Annotated in this window: 13 protein-coding genes; 6 read left to right on the top strand and 7 right to left on the bottom strand. The window is 70.9% G+C overall.

All coding sequences use genetic code 11. The features are described 5' to 3' along the window. The first annotated feature begins 1 nt into the window (after position 1). Positions 2–2596: a BTAD domain-containing putative transcriptional regulator gene (locus VHC63_05870; GenBank protein HVV36112.1), complete on the top strand. Its 2595-nt coding sequence runs from the start codon at positions 2–4 to the stop codon at positions 2594–2596. Here the strand turns inward: VHC63_05870 and VHC63_05875 are convergent. Both VHC63_05875 and VHC63_05880 read right to left on the bottom strand, forming a co-directional pair. Further along, the gene (locus VHC63_05875; protein ID HVV36113.1) at positions 2593–10347 is read right to left on the bottom strand and encodes a calcium-binding protein; all 7755 of its coding nucleotides are present in this window, start codon (positions 10345–10347) and stop codon (positions 2593–2595) included. The two genes, VHC63_05870 and VHC63_05875, sit on opposite strands and share 4 nt — an antisense overlap. Continuing rightward, positions 10344–10949, bottom strand: a complete 606-nt coding sequence (locus tag VHC63_05880; protein HVV36114.1) for a BTAD domain-containing putative transcriptional regulator — start codon at positions 10947–10949, stop codon at positions 10344–10346. Before VHC63_05880 ends, VHC63_05875 begins: the two co-directional genes overlap by 4 nt. Positions 10950–11110: 161 nt before the next feature. On the opposite strand from VHC63_05880, the gene VHC63_05885 reads away from it, so the two are divergent. Then, positions 11111–11899, top strand: a complete 789-nt coding sequence (locus VHC63_05885) for an enoyl-CoA hydratase-related protein (protein HVV36115.1) — start codon at positions 11111–11113, stop codon at positions 11897–11899. A gap of 62 nt (positions 11900–11961) precedes the next feature. Here the strand turns inward: VHC63_05885 and VHC63_05890 are convergent, their stop codons facing one another. Then, positions 11962–14124 carry an acyl-CoA dehydrogenase gene (locus tag VHC63_05890; protein HVV36116.1) on the bottom strand — a complete coding sequence of 721 codons (2163 nt, stop codon included), beginning with the start codon at positions 14122–14124 and terminating at the stop codon, positions 11962–11964. 66 nt (positions 14125–14190) lie between these two features. Next, complete coding sequence (locus tag VHC63_05895) at positions 14191–14631, bottom strand: hypothetical protein (protein HVV36117.1); 441 nt, start codon at positions 14629–14631, stop codon at positions 14191–14193. 197 nt (positions 14632–14828) lie between these two features. Between VHC63_05895 and VHC63_05900 the strand changes: the two genes are divergently transcribed. Genes VHC63_05900 through VHC63_05910 form a run of 3 tightly spaced genes read left to right on the top strand, consistent with a single transcriptional unit; the run spans position 14829 to position 18024 of the window. After that, on the top strand, positions 14829–16043 hold the full coding sequence (locus tag VHC63_05900; GenBank protein ID HVV36118.1) for a substrate-binding domain-containing protein: 1215 nt from the start codon (positions 14829–14831) through the stop codon (positions 16041–16043). After that, positions 16043–16789, top strand: a complete 747-nt coding sequence (locus VHC63_05905; protein HVV36119.1) for an ATP-binding cassette domain-containing protein — start codon at positions 16043–16045, stop codon at positions 16787–16789. The genes VHC63_05900 and VHC63_05905 overlap by 1 nt, the downstream gene beginning before the upstream one ends. Continuing rightward, a complete protein-coding gene (locus VHC63_05910; protein ID HVV36120.1) occupies positions 16786–18024 on the top strand; it encodes a hypothetical protein in 1239 nt (412 codons plus the stop codon). The genes VHC63_05905 and VHC63_05910 overlap by 4 nt, the downstream gene beginning before the upstream one ends. On the opposite strand, the gene VHC63_05915 is transcribed toward VHC63_05910, so the two are convergent. Next, positions 17981–18271, bottom strand: a complete 291-nt coding sequence (locus VHC63_05915; GenBank protein ID HVV36121.1) for an acyl carrier protein — start codon at positions 18269–18271, stop codon at positions 17981–17983. The genes VHC63_05910 and VHC63_05915 overlap by 44 nt on opposite strands. An 84-nt stretch (positions 18272–18355) precedes the next feature. Here VHC63_05915 and VHC63_05920 point away from each other — a divergent pair, with 84 nt between their 5' ends. After that, positions 18356–18904: a GNAT family N-acetyltransferase gene (locus VHC63_05920; GenBank protein ID HVV36122.1), complete on the top strand. Its 549-nt coding sequence runs from the start codon at positions 18356–18358 to the stop codon at positions 18902–18904. Here the strand turns inward: VHC63_05920 and VHC63_05925 are convergent. Further along, positions 18852–21443 (bottom strand): cation-transporting P-type ATPase, encoded by a 2592-nt coding sequence (locus VHC63_05925; GenBank protein HVV36123.1) that lies wholly within the window; start codon positions 21441–21443, stop codon positions 18852–18854. The genes VHC63_05920 and VHC63_05925 overlap by 53 nt on opposite strands. Beyond that, positions 21440–22498, bottom strand: coding sequence for a dihydrolipoamide acetyltransferase family protein (locus VHC63_05930; GenBank protein HVV36124.1), 1059 nt, complete (start codon positions 22496–22498; stop codon positions 21440–21442). Before VHC63_05930 ends, VHC63_05925 begins: the two co-directional genes overlap by 4 nt. Positions 22499–22501: the final 3 nt, after the last annotated feature.

The raw sequence follows: 22501 nt of genomic DNA on the forward strand, positions 1-22501 counted from the left end.
CGTGGCGGGCGCCGAGGTGGAGGTCAGCCGCCCGCAACACCGTCGCATCCTGACGCTGCTGGCGCTGACGCCGGGTGCGGTGGTGCCGCTCGACCGCCTCGTCGACGTGGTGTGGGACGGCGCGCCACCGGAGAACGCGCCGTCTCTCGTGCACGCGCAGATCTCGCGGCTGCGCGCCCTCGTCGGCAAGGACACGATCGTGCAGCGGCGCGACGGCTACGCGCTCGACGTTGCCCCCGAGGCCGTCGACGTGGCGCGCTTCGAAGCCGCGGCGGCGAGCGCCGACTACGTGCGCGCGCTCGCCGAGTGGCGCGGCCCGGCGTTGGGTGACGAAGCGGCGGCGCCGTGGGCGCAACCGACGGCGACGCGCCTCGAGCAACTTCGGCTCACCGTGCTCGAGGACCACGCCGACGCGCGGCTCGCTCGGGGCGAGCACGCCGAGTTGATCGGCGAGCTACAGGCGCGGGTCGACGCCGAACCGCTGCGCGAGCGCGGCTGGGCCCAGCTGATGCTGGCGCTCTACCGCGCCGGCCGGCAGGCGGACGCGCTGCGGGCCTTCCAAACCGCCCGCGCCGTGCTGGCGGAGGAGGTGGGCATCGACCCGTCTCCCGACTTGGTCGAACTCGAGGCGCGCATCTTGCAGCAGGATCCGTCGCTGCGCGCGGCCCGCGCCACGCGGTCGAACCTGCCGGCGCCGATCGCCCGGTTCTTCGGGCGCGACGACGACATCGCGGCGCTGCACGGCTGGATCGCCGAAGGCCGGCGACTGGTGACGCTGGTCGGATCGGGCGGGATCGGCAAGACCGCGCTCGCCCTGGAGGCGGCGCGTCGCCTCGACGATTTCGACGGCGACGTCTGTCTCGTCGAGCTGGCGCCGACGGCGTCGCCCGACGGCGTCACCGCCGCCGTCGCAGCGGCGCTGCGCGACGACGCGAGCGCGGGCGACGGCGACCTCGACGACCTCGTGGAGATGGTGGCGGACCGGTCGGTGCTGGCGATCGTGGACAACTGCGAGCACGTCGTCGACGTGGTGGCGAAGCTCGTCGAGGATCTGCTCGGACGCTGTCCGGGATTGCGCGTGCTGGCAACGTCGCGCGAACCGCTGCGGGTGAGCGGTGAAGTGGTGATGCCGGTCGAGCCGCTCGGGGTGTCGGCCGCCGCCGAGTTGTTCGTCGATCGAGCCACCGGCCGCGACGCCGGCGCGGCGGCGCGCTCGCCCCAGCAGGTGCACGACATCTGCGCTCGCCTCGACGGCATCCCACTGGCCATCGAGTTGGCCGCCGGCCAGCTGCTCGACAACACACTCGACCAAGTGGTGGCCAAGCTCGACGACCGTTTCGCCCTGCTCACCGGTGGTCGCCGCACCCTGGCGCGGCACGAGACGATGCACGCCGCGTTGGAGTGGAGTGTCGAGCTGCTCGACGCCGACGAGCGGCGGCTCTACGCCGCGCTGTCGAGCTTTGCGGGCGGATTCTCGAGCGCCGCCGCCGCGTTTGTTGCGCCGGATGAGGCGGGGCGCCTGCCGGCGCTCGTCGCCAAATCGCTGGTGGTACCCCGCGCCGACGACCGCTTCGGCATGCTCGACACGATTCGGGTGCGCGGCGGGCAACTACTCGACGAGCAACCCGATGCCGCCGCGTTGCGCCAGCGCTTCCGGGCGTGGGTGCAGGAGGTGGTGGGTCAGCGTCGCGACGGGCGGGGGGCCTCGTTCAGCGTGCTCGACGCCGAGGCCGACAACGTCCGCTCCGCCGTCAGGGAGGACGACGCGATCTCCGTCGCCATCGCGCCGGCGATGTGGGAGTGGGCCGACATGCGCGGCGTCGCCCGTGAGTGGCTGGCCATCTACGAGCGTCTGGAACGCGTCGACCCGGACGAGCCCGAACTGCTGCTCGCCCTCGGGCACACCTACGAAACGCTCGGACGCCTCGACGACGCCCTGGCCATGCTCGAGCGCGCCCAGCCGCTCTACGCGGCGCGCGGCAGCACGCGGGGCGTCGCCGGCTGCGTGAACGGCATCGCCATCCTGCTGGCGCAGCAGGGGAGGTACGACGAGGCGCGCCCGTACTTCGAGACCGCGGCCGAACTCGCCGACGACCCGAACGCGCAAGCGGCGGTGTACGGCAACCTGGCGTCGCTGCTGCACCTGGTGGGCGACTTCGCCGCCGCCCGCGTGGCTGCGCAGCGCGCGGTGGCCGCTGCCGAACACGCCGACGACGCCAACGCCCGCGCCTACGCCATCGGCACGCTCGGGCTCGCGGAGCTGTCGGCGGGTGATCACGTGGCGGCGCGGGCCGCGCTCGGCGACGCACTGCGAGGCAGTGTCACCAACGCCGACGACTACTTGCTGGTGTCGGTGCTGCGCTCGTGGTGCGCCCTCGACGGTGTGTCGCCGGAAGACGTCGCGTTCACCGTCGGCGCGATCGAGGCATTGTCGGACGCCGCCGGGTTCGTGTTGCCGCCCAACGAGGAGGAGGCGTGGCGCGGCATCGTCGCCGGCGCGCAGGCGGCCCTGTCGGCAACGGCGTACGCCGTCGAGGTTGCTGCGGGCACGGCCCGGGCGACCGAGCCCGCAGCAATTCTCGAGCGCCTGCTCTAAGTCCGCACCACGCGCTCGCACCTGACCACGCTGCGATCGGCGGTGTCGCGCCGGCACGTGTCTGTTCCGGAGCCGCCGTCGAGCGTGTCGGGTCCGGCGCGGCCGTCGAGCTTGTCGTTGCCGCCGTTGCCCTTCAACGTATTGGCCGACGGGTTGCCCGTGAGCGTGTCGTTGCCGCTCCCGCCGAGAACGATCTCCACGTCGCCCGCGACGTTGTCGCCTTCGGGGGCCACGTACACCGCTCGCGGCACGCACACCCTCACGCCGAAGCGGTTGATGTGACATACCTGCGTGAGCTCGGTGTAGCCGAGTTGACCGTCGTTGGGGCTGCCGTCGAGGGTGACGTCGATGGCGCGCCAGCGCGCCGAGTAGTCGACGGTGTCGGTGCCGGCACCGCCGGAGATGACGTCGCCCTGGTTGATCGGCGCGAGGTCGGGCGCGGGGCCGGCGAGGATCGTGTCGTCGCCGTCCTCACCCAGCAGCGTGTCGGCGCCGGCGCCGCCGTCGAGCGTGTCCTTGCCTGCACCACCGTGAAGCGTGTCGCGGTTGTCGCGGCCGGTCAGCGTGTCGTCGCCGTCGTCGCCGAAGAGCACCGAGCCGACGGTCGACGCCGTGAGCGTGTCGTTGCCCGCGCCGCCAGACAATGTCGTGGTCGACGACGCCGCGTCCATATGGTCGGCGAAGGGAGAGCCCACGACCTGTTCGACGTCGGAGCGGACGTTGTCGTGCTCGCCGCTGACGCCGTCGTTGCCGGTGGCGCCGTCGGGTTGGTCGTCGGCGGTCACCGACACCGCCGCGCGAGCGGCGGCGTAGGTCACGACGTCGCTTCCGGCGTCGCCGTGGAACAGGTCGGCGCCGGGGCTGGTGAGGAGCACGTCCTCGTCGCCGCCGCCGTGGTACTCGTCGTTGCCGCCGCCGCCGTCGAGGGTGTCGAGGCCGCCCTGGCCGAGGAGGGTGTCGTTGCCGCCCTCGCCGAACAACGAGTCGGCGCTCGGGCCGCCGTCGAGGGTGTCCTTGCCCTCGCCGCCGCGCAGGGTGTCGTTGCCCTCGTCGCCGTTGAGCGTGTCTTCGCCCTTGCCGCCCCGCACGACGTCGTCGTCGTACATGCCGGCGATCACGTCGCCGCCGTCGCCGCCGTCGAGATCGTCGTCGCCGACGCCGCCGAAGAGGTAGTCCTTGCCGTCGCCACCGTCGATGCAATCGGCGAAGGGGTCGTCGTGGAACGGTGAGCACGGCCCACCCGGTTGGGCGAAGCCCGGCCCGCCGTCGCCGCCGCCGACGCAGCGTGCCCCGCCCGCTTCGGTTTTGGCGTCGGGGTCGACGCGGCCGGCGCACTGCGACATCGGCAGGCTCGGCGACGGGTTGCCGGGCACGACGCCGTGGGGCGCGTCGTCGTTGTGGCCGGGGAGACCGACCGAACGCATGCGGCCGTACACGTCGTTGACCGATGCCTGCCCGGCGGCCAGCACCGCCGCCAGCGTGTTGCCGGCGTCGTCGCGGTGCACGTCGCCGCCGTCGCCGAAGACGACGTCGCCGCCGTCACCGCCGATGATCCGGTCGCGCCCTTCGCCGCCGGCCACGTCGTCGAAGCCGGGGCCGGCGTCGACGGTGTCGTCGCCCGGGCCGGCCTCGACGATGTCGTCGCCGACAAGGGTCAGGTCATCGGGGTCGTCACCGGCGAGGTGGTCGACGCCGCCGTCGCCGCACACGTTGTCGTTGCCGGCGCCGCCGACGAGGTTGTCGTCGCCCGGCCCGCCCGCCAGCAGGTCGTCGCCGGCGCCGCCCCGCACCGAATCGTTGCCGAACTGGTCGGAGGGATCGAGCAGCGGAGGTTGTGCCGCCGGCTGGTCGGCGTCGTTGGGCGGCCCGCTGAGTTCGAAGCCGGTGTCGCCCCGCGGCGGCGTCTTGCCGTCGGGCGTCTGGATGCCCTCGAGGTCGCCGTCGCGATCGGGCACGGTCGCGGAGGGATCGGGACTGAGCGCCGGGTCGATCGTGCCGCACACCACCGACGTGCCGGTGGCACCGATGCTGGCCCCGGTCATGTGGTCGTCGCCGGGCCCGCCGTCGAGCACGTCGTTGCCCTGCCCACCCACGAGCGTGTCGGTGTCGACCTCGGTGGAGGTCGGCGTCGAATCGGCGGCGCCGAGCAGGGTGTCGTCGCCCTCGTTGCCGAGCAGGAGGTCGGCCCCGGGTCCGCCTTGCACGGTGTCGTCGCCGGGGCCGGCGATGACGGTGTCGCCTCCGTCACCGGCGTCGACGACGTCGTTGCCCGAATCGCCCGTGGTGCCGGAGTCGGCGGTGATGCTGTCGTCGCCGGCGCCGCCGACGATGTGGTCGTCACCCTTGTTGCCGGTGAGCGTGTCGGCGCCGTCGGTCCCGATCAGCGTGTCGTTGCCGTCGCCGCCGGTGAACACGACGTGGAAGTCTGTCGCCATGCCTTCTTTGTGACCGTCGGCCGACGGCGCGAACTCGAGGATGTCGTTGCCCTCGCCGCCGTCGCCGGTCACGACGTCGAACAGGCCGGGGTGGTCCTCGACGCGCCCGCCGCGGCTGACGCGCAGCCCGCCCTCGATCGGACGGACCGTCATGTGGTCGTCGCCGCTGGTGGTGTTGAGGCTCAGCGTGTGCGGGTTGGTGTTGTGCTGGTCCGTGGCGAGATCCGGAGCAGGTCCGCACTTCCAGTCGGTGAGCGGGACGTCGGTGCGCGGCACGATGTCGAGGTTCGAGCGGTGGCTGCCCACGAGGTAGTGCACCTCGAGGAAGGCGCGCAGGAAGTAGAAGGCGGAGAACTGCGTGTCGAACCAGCACAGCGGCCCGCGCGAGTCGAGCTCGTCGAAGCGGACGTGGCCGTCGTGGTTCGGGTCCTGCAGGTTCAGGTCGAGGCCGAGCCCGACGCCGCCTTCGATGCCCGCCTTGGCCACGAACGCGTTGACGGCCGCCTGGCCACTCAGCGTGGCGTCGACGTGTAGTTCGGCGGGATCCGACGGGTCACCGTGGAGATCGTCGAGGGCGAAGCCCCGCAGCAGCCCGCTGACGTTGCCGCCGTCGACGACCGACCGGAGCCCCGCTGTGTCGTAGGAGACGCCGAAGTGGCCGGCCACGTTGAGGTCGATACCGACCGACAACGTGACGGGGATGAAGCCGACGGGGATGGTCGTCGACGGGTGGGCGCCGAAGGACGCGTGCAAGCACGGCGGGTTGTACGCGACCAGCGTCGCGTCTTTGCCCACGAGCAGCGACGCCAGCGACGCCGGGCTGTCGAGCACCGGGAACGACAAGCCCGTGACGCCGAGCTTCTCGGGGACGTCGTCGGAGGTGGGGCACGGATTCGGCGTCGGAGGCTGGCCGAACCCGACGTCGCCCGTGTGGTGCCGCCGGCACGTCGGCGCCGCTGTCCCGGGCACGAGGGTGGCGTCGGTGAGGCTGCAGACGCCGATGTCGCTCGCGCCGATCAGGCTCGTCTCGTTGCCCTGGGTCGGCGGGTGCGTGGCGGCGGTCGCGGTGTCGATGCCCAGCGTGCCCGGTTGACCGTTGAAGCCGAGCGGGATCAGGGTCGTGTTGGTGCCGTGCGAGGTGAGGGCGCGCGCCTCGGCCACGATCCCCGTCACGCTGTCGATGAGGCCCTTGTCGGTGGCGCTGCCGAGCAGCCCGAGCAGGTTCGGCGGGTCCACCAAGTGGAGATCCGACACGACGGGCAGCGGCGCCTGCAGCAGGTCGAACACCGGCACGATCGGTTCGACCAAGTCGTTCAGCTGGTTGATCACGGGGCCGGCGAGCTTGTCGATGGCGTTGCCGGGGTCGATGTAGAGCTGATCAAGGCTGAGCGTCGGCGCCCTCGTACCAGTCGGCGACCAGTGCCCGTCGATGCGGCCGGCGAGCGACGGCAGGCCGTCGTTGCCGTCGATGCCGGTGCGGAAGCGGAGGTTGAGGTCGGCGCCGCCGGTGACCGTCGGCGTGACGTCCACCGTGCGGGTGCTGAAGTCGCGCAGCGGCACGCGCTGGCGGTTCTCCGCGTCGAGGGCGCCGCCGCTGACCGCGAGCGACGCGTCGACGCCGATGCTGGTCTTGGGAGAGTTGACGCCGCCGTCGCCGTCGGCCAGTTGCGCCGTGAGGAGGCCGAGGCGGCCGCGGATGCACCGGGTGTTGTCGTAGCCAGGCAGCTTCTTGATGACGGGCGCGGTCGTCGAGCACGGCGCCTCGGCGGTGCCGAGGCCGGCGTTCACGCCGACGTGGAGCGCGGGCGCGCCATGGGGGAACGACACGTAGGGCCCGTCGTCGCGGCTCATGCCGAAGGTGACGTCACCGTCGAGGCCACCGAGCACGCGCACGGTGCCGCTGGTCGAGAGCGGGAAGCCGGGCAGGCCGAGGTTGAACGGCTTTGCGACGTCGATCGGCTTGTTCGGGGAGAAGTGGACCTGGAGGTCGGTGACGTCGACGAGGTTGGTGTCCTGTTGCGACAGGCACGTGCCGGTGCCGCAGTAGAACGTGGCGTCGCTGCCCGGCAGCTTCGTCTCGATCGTCGACTCGATGGTGCCCATGTCGGGTGGGAGCGTCGCCAGCTGGTCGCGCAGGTCCTGCACCGTTGCCTGGAGTTTGCCGACGGCGTCGCTGCCGCCGTCGAGGGCGTCGCCGATGACGGGCAGCGTGTGGCCGGTCCGCATCGCCGACCCGAGCGTGCCGGTGAGCGCGTCGAAGCCCTGCAGCAGCGTCGTGAAGTCGAAGGTCAGGTGGCTGAAGTCGAAGTCGGGCGCGCTGGCGTCGACGGTGTGGCCGTCGTCGCGCAGCACGGCGCCGAGCTGGCCGAGCGCGCCGAGGTCGAGGCGGGCGCACGCCAGCCCGTCGAGCGCGGTGATGGTCTGATGGTTCGTGACCGTGCCGCAGTCGACGCCCCCGCCGTCGGACAGCAGCTGGACGCCATGCGCCGGGTCGGCCGCGATGTGCAGGTCCAGTGCGGCCTGGCCGCTGTCGATCGGCAGCATGAACGGGCCGACGCCGACGTGGCTGTGGTCGGGGAGGGTGATGTCGGCGTCGAGGCCGGCTTCGAGACCCGCGTCGCCGAGCGACGGCGGGGTGCCGTCGAGGGGAAGATCGGCCTCGAAGTGCACCGCGCCCGACGGCGCAAGGTGCACGAGCGCGCCGCCGAGGTCGAAGACGTCCGCGCCGCGGTTGCCGAACGCCGCGCTGAGGGGTACGTCGATCGCGTCGGGCGCCAGCGCGTCCTTGAACTCCGCCTTCAGCACGCCGTCTTCGATCGCCAGCGTGATGGCGCCCGCGGGCAGATGCAGCGCCGTGGTAACGGCGTCGGCGAGATCCTGCAGCGTCTGGGGCGCGGTCGTGCCCGGAGCGCCGCGCAGCGCGGCGAGCTTGGCGCGCGCGTCGCTGATGTCGCCGATGAGGGACGCGGGCGACACGCCGACGAGCGGCAGCGGCTTTCGCAGCTCGGACGAGTCGAGGTAGCCGGCGAGCGCGTCGAGCTGGTCGAGGATGGCGCCGAGCATGACCTTCGGGTCGCCGGATCCGTACGTGCGGAAGGGATTGAACGCCGACCAGTCGCCCGAGATCTCCGGCGCGCCCGTCAGCACGTCGGGCCATTCGAAGCTCACGTGGGCGCCGAGCGCCGAGACGCAGCCGTCGGTCGAAGCCGGGCACGTCGAGTGCGCGCCGGCGTGCACTCCCACGGCGAGGTCGCCGGTGGCGCCGAGGGCGATCGTCGCCGCCAGGGCGTCGGCGGGACGGTCGACGAGGGCAGGCAGCGGCCACGCCTCGGGCCAGTCGGTGCCGGTGCGCTGGTTGAGCGCGACGTGCAGCGCGTTGGTGCCGGTGGGAGAGCCGAGGCGGAAGTTCGTCAGGGTCGCGTCGACGCCCAGGAACCCGACCCGGCCGGTGAGCTTGGGGTTCGCCGGCGCAGTCACGGTGGCGGCGCCGATGTTGAGCAGACCGGTGCCGGGGTCGACGACCATCACCCGGTCCGCCGAGCCGGCGGGCAAGTCGCCGGTCGGCGGCGCCATCACCAGACCGAGCCCGACGCTGAGTTGGGGCGCGGTGAGATGCACGTGCGCGATGGCGTGGTCGGCGTTGAGACCCACCAGCCCGCTGGCGTGCTGGCCGCCGCCGTCGCCGGCGAGCACGTCGCCCACGGCCAGCGGCACGTCGGTGTCCACGTCATGGGCCGCCGAGGTCTGCAGGCTGGCCACGAGCGCGGTGTGCGCCGCGTCCCAGCGCAGGTCCACCGGCACGTGCGCGGTGTCGAGCGCCGCTTGCATCTCGTTGATGCTCTGCGCCGCCAGGCCGGCGAGGTGCGATCCCGCCGCGTCGCGGTAGGCCACGTGGACGTCGGGGACGCCGGGGCGCGTGAGTTCCACCAGCACGTCGTGCAGCGGGGCCTGGCCGACGGTGCCCTCGACGGCGCCGTGGACGTCGGCACCATCGGCGCGCCAGTCGATCGACGAGATGGCATCCGTGGCGCGGGCGATCGCGGCGCGGCAGCGCAGGATCGTGCCCGCCGGCAGCGGTGTGCCGTTCGGCACGGGTTCGCCGCCGTCCTTGTTGCACACCACGGACTGGGCGTCGAGCGCGCGGACCAGCCGATCGACGATGCCCGTCGCGTCGGCGAGGTTGCCGGAGAAGCCACTTGTCGGGTCGTCGCCGAGGAACGGCACGTTGTGGCCGGCCACGCTGCCGGCGGTCCGCAGGATCGCGGCCAGCTTCGAGAGCGCGTCGCGCAGGTTGTCGGCGTGCAGGAGGTCGAAGCGGCTCAGGTCGCCGAGCGAGCCGGTGACCGTCGGCGTGAAGGTGCCGTCGGTCATCGTGCCCGCGGCGTGCAGCGTGGCGGTGGGGCCGTCGTCGAGCGCGGGTGTCGTGAGGTCGAGGTCGAGGGCGGCGTCGCCCGACGGGCTGGCGCCGGGCGTGTTGAACAGGTCGCCCGGCCGCAGCGTCTCCCATTCGGCGCGCGTGACGCGGCCGTCGCCGTTGGGGTCGCGCAACGTCACGGGTGCGGTGAAGTGCGAGTGCCCGTTGACGGTCGCGTCCATGTCGACGATGCCGAGACGCAGGGGGATGTCGACGTGGTCGAACACGGCGTCGGCGCCGAGGTCGATGACGGGGGCGCGCCCCGCGGAGGAGCCTTCGAGCCACGTGCCGTCGGCGGCGGTCATGTCGCCGTACTGGCGGCGCAGCCGCAGCGTCGTGCCGAAGTGCATCGACACGTCGATGTCGCGCGTCGTCGAGGTCAGCATGTTGCTACCACCGTCGGTCGCCGCCGGGATGAGGAGGCTGGCGTCGCCGGACGGAGTGCCGTCGTCGCCGTGGCCGGGGCGCGACACGTCGATGGGTAGGTCGAGGCGCAACATTCCGCCCGGAGCTGACGGCAGCGACACGACGACGGGCGTCGGGCATCCGTCGTCGCCGGGCGGGCAGCCGAACTGGACGACGACGCCGTCGTGGAGGGTGGTATCGGCGTGTTCGAGTTGACGCTGGAGTGACGACGCGTCGGTGAGATCGTCGGCCGCCGGGATGCGGTCGGCGAGGTCGCGCAGCAAGTCGGCGGGCCGGGCGTCGGTGAAGGGCAGCGACGGCGCGAGGTCGGCGATGTCGGCGGCCGAGCGGATCATGCCGGTCGCGCTCGTCAGCATGTCGAGGGCGTCGAGCACGCCCTGGTCGGGTGCGGCTTGTGCCCGCAGCGGGATGACGACGAGTGCCGTCGCGATCATCAGCGTCGCGGCGAGCGCGGCGCGCCAGTGAGTCGTCTTCATCTACCCATCCCCCTTGGGAGCGTGAAACCGGCGCCGAACGGCCCGGCAAGTGCCAACCGGTCGAGGAGTTCGTCCGCCTCCTCGACGCGTCCGATCTGTGTCCACGTGGCGGCCAGCGCGCGGGTGGCGGCGACGCGCAGCTGCGTGAGGCGCGTGGCCTCGGCCCGGGCGAACTCCTCGTCGCTGAACTCGGCCAGCGCGTCGCCGTGCCATTCGCCCAGCGCCGCCTCGAACGCGTCCGCCGCCCCGGAGGCGTCCTCGTGGCGCGTCAGCTGGCGCGCCCGGGCGAGCTGCTGCTCGAAGCGGACGATGTCGAGGGAATCGGGTGCGGCGTCGAGGCGGTATCCCGGCCGGGTGTTCACGACCAAGCCACGGTGGCGCCCGAGCGAGCGCCGCAGCTTCGAGACGTGGGCGAAGAGCGTCCCGACGGCGTTGTCGGGAGGGTCGTGGCGCCACAGGGCCTCGATCAGTTGATAGGTCGTCGCACCGCCGCGGCCGGCGAGCGCCAGGACGGCGATCAGACGGCGCAGCTGCAGCGGCAGCGGCACCGGGGCGCCGTCGACGCGGACCTCGGTGCTGCCGAGGAGGCGGAGTTCGAACACCGTGACAACGTGGCGGAGGGGCCTTGCCGCAACCTTGCCAACGGCTCATCGCGCCGACTGACGTCGTACTCCTCACCTTCTGGTGTCTTCACGACAGGGTCTTTCTGTCGTAGCGACGCCAGAAGGCGAGCGGCTACGTCCATACCGTAAGGTACGGCGCTATGGCTGACGAAGAACCCGTCCTGGTCCGCGAGCAGCGCGGCAATGTCCTTATCCTCCGCCTCAACCGACCCGAAGCCCGCAACGCGCTCAACGGCGCGCTGATGGGTGCGCTCGGCGAAGGCATTCACGAAGCCGAGTCGAACCCCGACATCCGCGCCATCGTCCTGACGGGCACGGGCGACCGCTCGTTCTGTGCCGGCATGGACCTGCGGGCGTTCGCGTCGGGTGAGTCGACCGCCCCGCAGGCGAGCCCCGAAGGCCAAGCGGCGTTCGGTCGCTTCTTCGGCGGCGGCGACGTGGACGTGCCGATCGTCGGCGCCGCCCAGGCGACCGCCGTCGCCGGTGGTTTCGAGCTGCTGTTGAACTGCGACCTCGTCGTGGCGGCCGAGACAGCGCAGTTCGGCATCCCCGAGGTCAAGCGCAGCCTGTTCGCCGCCGGCGGTGGCGTGTACCTGAGCGAGCGCATCCCGCTCGCCGTCGCCCTCGAGCTCGGGCTCACCGGTGACCCGATCGACGCCACCCGCGCTCAGCAGCTCGGCCTGATCAATCAGGTGACGTCGGCCGACAAGGTGGTCGCCGCTGCGGTCGAACTCGCCGAGCGCATCGCCAAGAACGGCCCGCTCGGCCTGGCGGCCACCAAGAAGATCCTGCGGGCCGCGGCGAGCGACCACGCCAAGGCGGCAGCGATCTTCGCCGAGTGGCAGCCGAAGGTCTTCGGCTCCAACGACGCTCGGGAAGGCTCGCTCGCCTTCGTCGAAAAGCGCGAGCCGAAGTGGACCGGCACCTGATCTGAGCTTTTGGTGATGCTGAGCCAGAAAGACCCTGGCTCAGCATCACCAAAAGCGGATTGCTAGTTGATCAGCGGGTCGCGGGGGAGGCCGAGGATGCGCTCGCCGATCTGGTTGCGCTTGATCTCCGACGTGCCACCGGCGATCGACATCGCCCGGTGCAGCAGCACCAGCATGCTGGCGATCATGCCCTCGCCTTCGGTGAAGGCCGCGTTCTCACCGGCGAGCTCGCGCAGCATGTCGGCCGCGTCGTGGCCCTGCTCGGACAGCACGAGCTTGGTGATCGCACCTTCCGGACCGGGGCCGGACTCGAGGACGGCGCGGTTGACGCTGCGCATGTTGAGCGCGGCGAGCGCCTCGTTGGTCGACAGGTAGCGACCGATGCGCTCGACGCCGCCGGGCAGCCGATCCGGGTCGGCGTCGAAGGCCGGCAGGAGGGCGTCGCCGCCCATGCCGCCACCGCCGCCGCCCGAACCGATCGACACCGATTCGTTGCCGAGCGTGGCGCGGGCGACGGTCCAGCCGCCGTCCACCGGGCCCACGACGTCCTCGTCGGACACGAACACGTCGTTGAAGAAGACCTCGTTGAAGTCCGACGAACCCGTCGGCTGCTTCAGCGGACGGACCTCGACGCCCTCGGCGTGCATGTCGATGACCATCATCGTGATGCCGTCGTGCTTGGGCACGTCGGGATTGGTGCGCACGGTGGCGAAGCCGTAGGACGACACGTGGGCACCCGACGTCCACACCTTCTGGCCGTTGACCAGCCAGCCGCCGTCGACCTTCGTCGCCTTGGTCTTGACGCCGGCGGCGTCGGAACCCGCGTCGGGCTCGGAGAACAGCTGGCACCAGATGTACTTCTGCTTGAGCGCGTCCTCGACCCAGCGGCGCTTCTGATCCTCGTTGCCGTGCTGGATGATCGTGAGGATGTTCCAGGCCGTGATGCCGTATTGCGGCTTGCGGATGCCGGCCTTGCGGAACTCCTCGTCGATGACGAGCTGCTCGACGGGGCCGGCGTTGCGGCCGTAGGGCTTGGGCCAGTGCGGCTGGGCGTAGCCGTTGTCGACGAGGAAGTCGCGCTGCTCGTCGCCCGACAGCTTCAGTGCCTTCTCGACGAAGGCCTGCACCTCGGCGCGGATCTCCTCGCCCTTCTTGCCGAGATCGATCTTGCGGTTGAGCTTCACGCCGTTGCGGGTGAGGTCCACGACGGTCTGCTTGGCGTCGTTGGCGTCGACGATCGCCTCGAGGGCGGTGGCGCGGCGCATGTAGAGGTGGGCGTCGTGCTCCCAGGTGAAGCCGATGCCGCCGTGCACCTGCTGGTTGAGGTTGACGCACAGGTCAGCCGACGGCAGCGCCAGCGAGGCCGCCACCGCAGCCGCCAGGCTGAAGTCGTCGGCGCCGTCGCCCTGCGACTGCTGGATCGCCGCGTCCCACACCGCGGCGGTCGACAGCTCGGTGGCGACGGCCATGTTGGCGCAGTGGTGCTTGACGCCCTGGTAGGTGGCGATGACGCGACCGAACTGCACGCGCACCTTGGCGTACTCGGCGGCCATGTTCGTGGTCTCGCGGCAGATGCCGACGGCTTCGGCGGCGACGATGAGCCGCGCCAGGTCGATCAGCTTCTGGGCGCCGCGCAGCACGGTGGTGGCCGCTGCGTTGGTCAGCGTGACCTTCGACGCCGTGCGCGACGGGTCGATGTTGGCCGGCGTCTCGATCTTCACGCCCGGGTCGTGGGCGTCCACGATCAGGATCGACGTGTTGCTCTTGACGACGAGCACGTCGGCGAACCTGGCGCCGAGCACCACGCCGGCGTCGCCGGTCGCCTTGCCGTCCTTCACCTTGACGTTGCCGCCGAGCGCCACCGCCCCCTTGAGCGTGCCGTCGGCGAGGCCGGGGAGGTACTGCTTCTTCTGCGCCGGCTGTGCGGCGGCGTTGATGACGGCCGACGCGATCACCGTCGGGATGAACGGCCCCGGCACGAGGCCGCGGCCGAACTCCTCGGCGACGACGACGAGCTCTTCGAGGCCGTAGCCCGAGCCGCCGAACTTCTCCGGAATGTGCAGCCCCAGCCAGCCAAGGTTGGCGATCTCCGGCCACAATTCGGGCAGCGTCTCCTCGGCGCCGTCGACGAGCGCGCGGCAGGCAGCACGGGAGCCCTTCTTCTCCAGGAAGTCGTGGACGGTCTCGGCGAGGGCTTGATGGTCCTCAGTAATGGCGATCGACATACCCGCGAGTATGGTCGTTTTGGCCGTCCCGTGCAGGGTCGGCGCCCTGGGCGCCGCTGGCGGGTCTTAGGACGCGGTCGCCGGGTCTTCGCCGAAATCGGCGGCGTTCATGCGGGCCAGGGCGGCGTCGATCACCTTGATCTCGGCGAAGTTCATGCACGAAGTCGCCAGTGCCACGGCGGCAGCGGCGTCCTCCGCCGCGTCCTCGGCCGTGCGACGGGCGCGCTCGGCTTCGGCCTCGTGCTGGTGCTCCGCCAGCTCAGCCTTCGTCTCGGCGACCTGGTGGGCGAGGGCGTCCTTGGTTGCGTCCCACCACGCGCGGCTGGCGCTGGTGATGTCGCGCACGATCGACTCGAGATCGTCGACGCTCATTTTCAGGGCGGCTTCGATGTCGGTGCGACGCTCCTCGAGCGCGGCGCGGTTGGCCTTCATCGCCGCCGCGGTGGCGTTCTGGAACTTCGCGTTGTTCTCGGCCAGTTCGTGCAGCAGGTCGGGCATCGCCTTCATGGTTCTCACTCCTTCGCGGCCGCTTGTGGGGCGGCAACCATCACCGCCCAACCGTGAGCGCCGGGCGGCCCTCGGGGCAGGGCCGGAAGTCCTGCCGTTGTGCCCTATTGGCACGGCGTTGTCGGGCGAACACTCACTCGCAGCTCCGCGGGAGTGAGCGTGCCGACCCGGCACGCGTGTCTAGAAGAGGCATGTTCATGAATTCAGCGATACGGCGGTTGTGTACCGCGTCGGTCGGCGTGGTCGCGGTTGCAGGCCTGCTGGCGGGTTGCGGTTCGAACAACAACAACAGCTCCAAGAGCAGCACCTCGACGACGGCGAAGAAGGTTTCGGTCTCGGCCACGTCCTTCACGCCCGACTTCAGCGTCATGAAGCAGCTCACGTCCCTCGCCGCGCAGGGCAGCGGCAAGATCGGCGTGCTTCTGCCGGACACGGCGTCTTCGGCCCGCTACGTGGCCTTTGATGCGCCGCTGCTCGAGCGGGCGTTCAAAGCCGCCGGCCTCACGTCGGCTGACTTCAAGATCGACAACGCGCAGGGCAGCGCCGTCACGCAGCAGCAACAGGCCGAAGCTGACATCACCGAAGGCGCAACGGTCCTCCTGCTCGACCAGCTCGACAGCGGTAGCGCCGCGGCCATCGAGACCAACGCGCAGGCCCACGGCGTCAAGGTCATCGACTACGACCGCCTGACCAAGGGTGGTGTCGACGGGCGCTACTACGTGAGCTTCGACAACGTCACCGTCGGCAAGCTCATCGGCCAGGGCCTCGTGGACTGCATCTCCTCGTGGAACGTTGCCCAGCCCCAGGTGCTCGAACTCGACGGCGACCCGACGGACAACAACGCCACCCTGTTCGCTCAGGGCTACAACTCGGTCCTCCAGCCGAAGTTCGACAGCGGCACCTACGTCAAGGTGGCCGAGCCGGGCGGTACCTGGAACAACCAGACGGCACTGACGCTCTTCGAGCAGCAGTACACCGCCCACGCCAACATCAACGCGGTCGTCGCGGCCAACGATGGCCTCGGCAACGCCGTGATCTCGGCGCTCAAGACCCGCAACGTCCCGGCGAAGAAGATCCCCGTGACCGGCCAGGACGCGACGGCCCAGGGCATCCAGAATGTGCTGGCGGATTACCAGTGCGGTTCGGTGTACAAGCCGATCCAGGTCGAAGCCCAGGCAGCCGCCGCGATGGCGCTGTACCTGCGGGCGGGCCAGACGCCGCCGAAGGCGCTCGTCAACGGCACGACCCATGACCCGACGGCGAACAAGGACGTCCCCTCGGTCCTGTTGACCCCGGTCTGGGTGACGAAGGCGAACATCAAGGCGACGGTGATCAAGGACGCGTTCCTCAAGGCATCCGAGATCTGCACGACCGACACCGCCACCGCGTGCAAGGACGCAGGCATCTCCTGATGTCGGACCTCCTGCGCCTGCGCGGCATCAACAAAAGCTTTGGTGCCGTGCGGGCGCTGGCCGACGTCGATCTCGACGTACCCGCCGGCCAGCTCACCGCCCTGTGCGGTGACAACGGCGCCGGCAAGTCGGTGCTGATCAAGTGCGTCGCCGGGATTCACACCCCCGACAGCGGCGAGATCTACTGGAAGGACGAGCAGGTGCACATCCGCTCGCCCAAGGACGCGGCGGCCCTCGGCATCGAGACCGTGTACCAGGACCTCGCATTGTGCGACAACCTCGACATCGTCCAGAACATGTTCCTCGGGCGTGAACGGTTGCGACACGGGCTGCTCGACGAGGAGAACATGGAGGCCGCCGCGCGCGACACCCTCACGAGTCTGGCGGTCACGACGGTGAAGTCGATCCGCCAGCCCGTGAAGTCACTTTCGGGCGGCCAGCGCCAATCCGTCGCCGTCGCCAAGGCGGCGATGTGGAACTCGCAACTCGTCATCATGGACGAGCCGACCGCGGCGCTGGGCGTGGCGCAAACGGCGATGGTGCTCGACTTGTTGCGCCGGCTCGTCGACAGCGGAGTGGCCGTCATCATGATCTCGCACAACATGAACGAGGTTCTGCGCGTCGCCGATCGCCTGGCGATTCTCTACCTCGGGCGGATGGTGGCGGTCGGGCCGGTGGCCGACTTCGACCGCCAGATCATCGTCGACTACATGACGACCGGCACGACGACGAGGAGCGTGGCATGAGCGTCGCCGCGGTGCCCAAGACCGAAGTGGCGACCGGCTCGCTGCGCGAGTACGTCGCGGCGTGGGTCGTGCGGGTGCGCGGCGGCGAAACGGGCATGCTGCCGGTGCTCGTCGGGCTCGTCCTGATCTCGACCATCTTCCAGTCGCTCAACTCGCACTTCCTGACCGCCGGCAACCTCGTGAACCTGCTGGTGCAAGGAGCGGTGTTCATGCTCCTGGCGATGGCCGAAGTGTTCGTCCTCCTGCTCGGCGAGATCGACCTGTCCGCGGGATTCGTGGCCGGACTCGGCGGCACGATCGCCGCCGAGCTGGTCAAGCAGGGCACCGGGTGGCCGTGGTGGGCCGCGATCGTGGTCGCCCTCGTGTGTTGCGCCGGCATCGGCGTCCTCCAGGGCACGATCATCACGCGGCTCAACCTGCCGGCGTTCGTGGTGACACTTGCCGGGTTGCTGGCGTGGCAAGGCGTGATGCTGTTCATTCTCGGTACCGGTGAAGGTCTCGTGCCCATCAACAACCGCATGGTCAACAACTTCGCCAACGGTTACCTAAGCCCGTTGGCAGGGTGGCTCGTGCTCGCGGCCGTCTGCGCCGGCTTCGGAGCGACGACGTGGTTCCGCGACGCGCACCGTCGCGCCAGCGGACTCGTGGCTCCGCCCGTGAGCCTGACGGTGGCGAAGATCATCGCCGTCGTCGCGGCGGGCGTCGCCGTCGTCGTGATCTGCAACACCGACCGCGGGACCGTGTTCCGGTCGATCCGCGGTGTCCCGTGGGTCGTGTTGATCGTCCTCGGCGTTCTCGCCCTGTGGACCTTCGTGCTCGGGCGCACCAAGTTCGGTCGCTACATCTACGCCATCGGCGGCAGCCCCGAGGCGGCGCGCCGCGCCGGCATCAACCTCGCCCTTGTGCGCACGGCGGCGTTCGCCCTCGCGTCGATGACCGCCGGTGTCGCCGGCATCATCTATGCCTCGCGGTTGCGCTCCGTGTCGACCAACATCGCCGGCGGCGAATTGGTGCTGTACTCCGTCGCCGCGGCGGTGATCGGTGGTACGAGCCTCTTCGGCGGCCGCGGCCGGGCGCGCGACGCCGTTCTCGGCGGCGTCGTCATTGCCGCCATCTCGAACGGCATGGGCCTGCAGCGCTACAGCACCGCCGCGCGGCTTGTCGTCACGGCCACGGTGCTCGTGGTCGCGGTCACGGTCGACGCGCTGGCTCGTCGGGGGAACGCGACACGGTGAGCGCCGGAGCCGCCGCAACCAGATACCGCACGAACCCGTCGATCGTCCCGAGCTTGGGGTAATCGCGCTCGGGCACGTCGATGCCGGTGCGTTCGTGCAAGTCGGTAATGAGCTGGAGGAAGTCCATCGAGTCGAGATCGAAGGTGTCCTGCAGCGGGGTGTCCGGTTCGACCTCGCTGAGGTCCAGTTCGGGGGCGATGCGCTGGAGTAGCTGCTCCAGCAACGCACGGGCTTCGGTCGTAGTCACGATCCAAGTGTCAGCGCCGGGCGGTGGGCCCGGAAGAGGCAAAGGTCCCTAGCCGCGTGGCATCGGGCCGTCCACGCTTGGCAGATGGACGACGTGCGGCAGGTCGCGCTCGACGGCGGCCGCGCACTGCTCGTTCGCCCGGCGCACCGCGACGACGTTGCCGACCTCGAACACCTTTACGCCGGCCTCGACGTCGAGGACCGCTTCCGGCGCTTCTTCTCGGCGTACCGACCCGATCGGGCGTTCTTCGAGCACATGGCCGACGCCGCCGCGCGGGGTGACGTCCAACTCGTGGCGGTGATCACGCAGCCGGATGGCCGCGACGAACTCGTGGGCGAGGCGGGCTACGCGGTGTTGCCGAACGGCGACGGTGAACTCGCGATCACGGTGGCCAAACCGTGGCGCGGGTGGCTCGGGCCGTTCTTGCTCGACGCACTGGTCGAGGCGGCGGCCGCCCGCGGCATCCCGAACCTCGAAGCCGACGTGCTCGCCACCAACCAGCCGATGTTGGCGCTCACCCGCGCCCGGCGGGCCGTGCGCATGAAGGGCTGCGACTGGTCGATCGTGCGCACGCTGATCGCTACCGGCGCCGCCGCGCGCGCCGGCGGCGCTTGTGCACCGCGTCAGCCGTGAGCACCGCCGGGACCGCCAGCAGGGCACACAGCGACGGCACGAGGGCGGGTCGAGCTTGGCCAAGGGCACGCGCCACCGGGCCAACGAACAGGAAACACGCCAGCAGCGACAGCTCCACGGCGACGGCGCCCACCAGGAGTTTGTTGGTGGACCATCCCAGCCGCCACGGCGGTCGCCGGCTGCTGCGGCAGGCGAAGGCCGTGGCCATCTGACCGAAGACGACGGCGGCAAAGGCCGCGCCCGACGCCGCCCGCACGACGACTCCGGTCGTGCTGTCGCCGGGCCGCCAGCCGCTGGCCAGCAGTGCGACGGCGAACGCCGCCATCTCGACGGCGGCCTCCGTCGGGCCCAGCACACCGAACACGCGCGTGAGCAGTGGCCGGTCGACGAGATGCCGGCGCGTCGGGTTGCGGCGGAACACGTCGGGCGCGGGCGGCTCGGCGCCGAGCGCCAGTGCCGGGAGCAGGTCGGTGCCGATGTCGAGGCACAGGATCTGCAAGACGCCGAGCGCGAGCGGGAACCGGGCGCCCGAGAGCGCCCACACGACGAACGGCGTCAGCTCCGCGACGTTGTCGGTCAGGTGATACGTGAGGAAGCGGCCGATGTTGGCGTACGTCGATCGACCTTCGGACACCGCGGCGGCGATCGTCGCGAAGTCGTCGTCGAGGAGCACGAGGTCTGCCGCCTCGCGCGCCACGTCGGTGCCGCTGCGTCCCATCGCAACGCCAATGTCGGCGGTCTGCAGCGCCGGTCCGTCGTTGACGCCGTCGCCGGTCATCGCCACGACGTGGCCCCGCTGCTGTAGCGCTCGCGCGATCCGCAGCTTGTCTTCGGGTGAGACCCGGCTGATCACCACGCCGTCATGGTCGATAAGTGCGCCGAGTGCCTCGTCGTCGTCGGGGAGGTCCTGGCCGAGCAGCACCGGGGCGCCCGGCGTGCTCAGTCCGACGTCGCGTGCGATGCCGAGGGCCGTCGCCGGGTGGTCGCCGGTCACCATCGCGAGGCGAATGCCGGCGTCCCGGCAGGCGCGAACGGCCGCCGCGGCCGACGAACGCGGCGGGTCCTCGAGGCCGAGGAGTCCGACGAGGCCGAGGTTCTGCTCGTCGTCCGAGTTCGGAAGGTCGTCGGCTGACCAGTGCCGACGGGCAACGGCAATGACGCGCAGGCCTCGGCTCGCGAGTTCTTCGGCGGCGCGGGCGGCGGTCGCAACGTCGGCCTCGCCGTCACAGCGGCCGAGCATCTGCTCGGGCGCGCCTTTGACCAGCAGCTCGTCGCCGACGACGATCGACATCCGGCGCCGACGCGGGTCGAACGGCAGCCGGCCGGATTCGGGATGCACGCGGCGGTCGGTGTCGATGTCGACTCCAGCACGCCGGGCGAACGCGTCAAGAGCGGCTTCCATCGGATCGCCCTGTGGCCGCCAGCCGTCGCCGTCGGGCACGATCCGGCCCGTCGACGCGCGTGCGCCGGCGCGAGCGAGCGCCCGCACCGCCGGTAAGACGTCGGGCGCGCACGTGACCGTGCCCGCCGGTTCGTACCCGGCGCCGCGTATCTCGGCGCTGCCCTGGGGCGTCCACGCGGCGACGACCGTCATCTCGTTGCGGGTGAGCGTGCCGGTTTTGTCGGTGCAGATGAAAGTCGTGGAGCCGAGCGTCTCGACCGACTCCAGGTGGCGCACGAGCGCGTTGTGCTCGGCCATGCGTTGCGCGCCTCGCGCGAGTGACAACGTGACCGTCGGCAGGAGGCCTTCGGGTACGAGGGCGACCGTGACACCCACGGCGAAGAGAAAACCGTCGCGTGCGCCGATGCCGACCAGCCAACCAATGGCGAAGAACCCCACGCCGACCGACACGGCGACCGCGGCGACGACGCGCACGACGCGGTTGAGTTCGAGGGCGAGTGGACTCGTGCGCCGCGTCGATGATTGCGTGAGTCCGACGATCCCGGCCAAACGAGTTCGCACGCCGGTGGCGGTGACGAGGGCGGTCGCCTCACCTTCGACGACAAAGGTTCCCGCGGCCACGTCGTCACCGCGCCCCACCCACATCGGGACGCTCTCGCCCGTCAGCATGGATGCGTCGATCGCCAGACCGTTGCTGGCGTCGATGCGCAGATCGGCCGAGATACGGTCACCGGCGTCGAGCAACACGACATCGCCCACGACGAGGTCGGCGGCATCGATGTCGCAGATCTCGCCGTCGCGCAGGACGCGGGCACGGCGGGGCAACATGGATCGGAGGCGGGCCGCCGCCTGGCTGGCGCTGCGTTCTTGCGCGAAGGCGAACACCCCGTTGACGAGTACGACGACGACGATGGCGAGCGCCAATTGCGGCATATTCCCGACCGCGGCGAGGCCGGCGGCAACCCACAGGAGCACGGCGAAGAAATGGGTGAACTGCGCGACGAGCCGCCGCCATCCCGCGATTTCCTCGGTGGCCGGGACGATGTTGCGGCCACCGGCGGCGAGCCGCGCCGCGGCATCCGCCGACGTGAGTCCGGGCGCGTGCGCGAAGAGCGTGCGCTCCTCGCCGGCGGTCATAGCCGGTCGGGGCGTTGCAGGAGACCGTCGAGCACCGTGAGGAAGTGCGCGCCGTCGTGGCCGTCGGAGGCGCGGTGGTCGGCTGACAGCGTGGCGCGCACAACCGGCCGCACCCCCAGCATGCCGTCGGCCGCCCACGGACGTTCCACGATCTTGCCGAAGCCGACGAGCGCCACCTGCGGCGGGAAGATGATGCCGAACACCTCCTCGACACCTTGGTCGCCGAGGTTCGTGACCGTCGCGGTGGCCTCGCCCATGTCGGAGCTGCGTAGCTTCTTCTCGCGAGCGCGGGTGACGATGCCGCGCAGGGCGACCATCACTTCGGCGACGGAGAGCTGGTGGGCGTTCTGGATGGAGGGCGTGAGCAAGCCGCCGCCACGCAACGCCACCGCGACGCCGAGATGGACTTGCGCCGACGGCGTGAACCCGTCACGCCAGAATCCGTTCAAGACCGGGCAGTCGTGCAGCGCGAGTGCCGTGGCCTTGAGCAGCAGGGCCGCCGGCACGATGCGGTCAGCGACGGAGCGCTCGGTGTTGTATTCGTCGAGCCACGAGAGTGCGGCGTGCGCGTCGATCGTGGTTGCAAGGTAGTAGTGCGGCACCTCGCGCTTGGAGCGCGCCATGGCAGCAGCAATGGCGCGCCGGGTATCGGGCGCGGGCGCGGCCGGCGCGGGCTCGGCCGGCGCGGCCACGTCATCGACGACCACGGCGCCGCCGGGCCCCGTTCCCGTGATGTCGGTGAGCGGTACGCCACGTGCCTTTGCCTCGCGGCGCGCCCGCGGCGAAGCCCGCACGAACTCGCTGCGTGGTTCCGCGGCGGTCGGCGACGCGATGCGCGCCAGCACGGCACCGACCGGCACCTGGACTCCCGGTTCGACGAGCAGCTCTTCGACGACGCCGTCTTCGAAGACTTCCACGTCGATCGTGGCCTTTTCGGTGTCGACGACGGCGACGATGTCGCCGCGGTGCACGGTGTCACCCGGGTGGACGCGCCACTCCAGGATCGTGCCGACTTCCATGTCGGCACCCAACGACGGCATGCGAAATTCGCCCATTGT

The sequence above is a fragment of the Acidimicrobiales bacterium genome, from assembly GCA_035546775.1.
Classification (GTDB): domain Bacteria; phylum Actinomycetota; class Acidimicrobiia; order Acidimicrobiales; family JACCXE01; genus JACCXE01.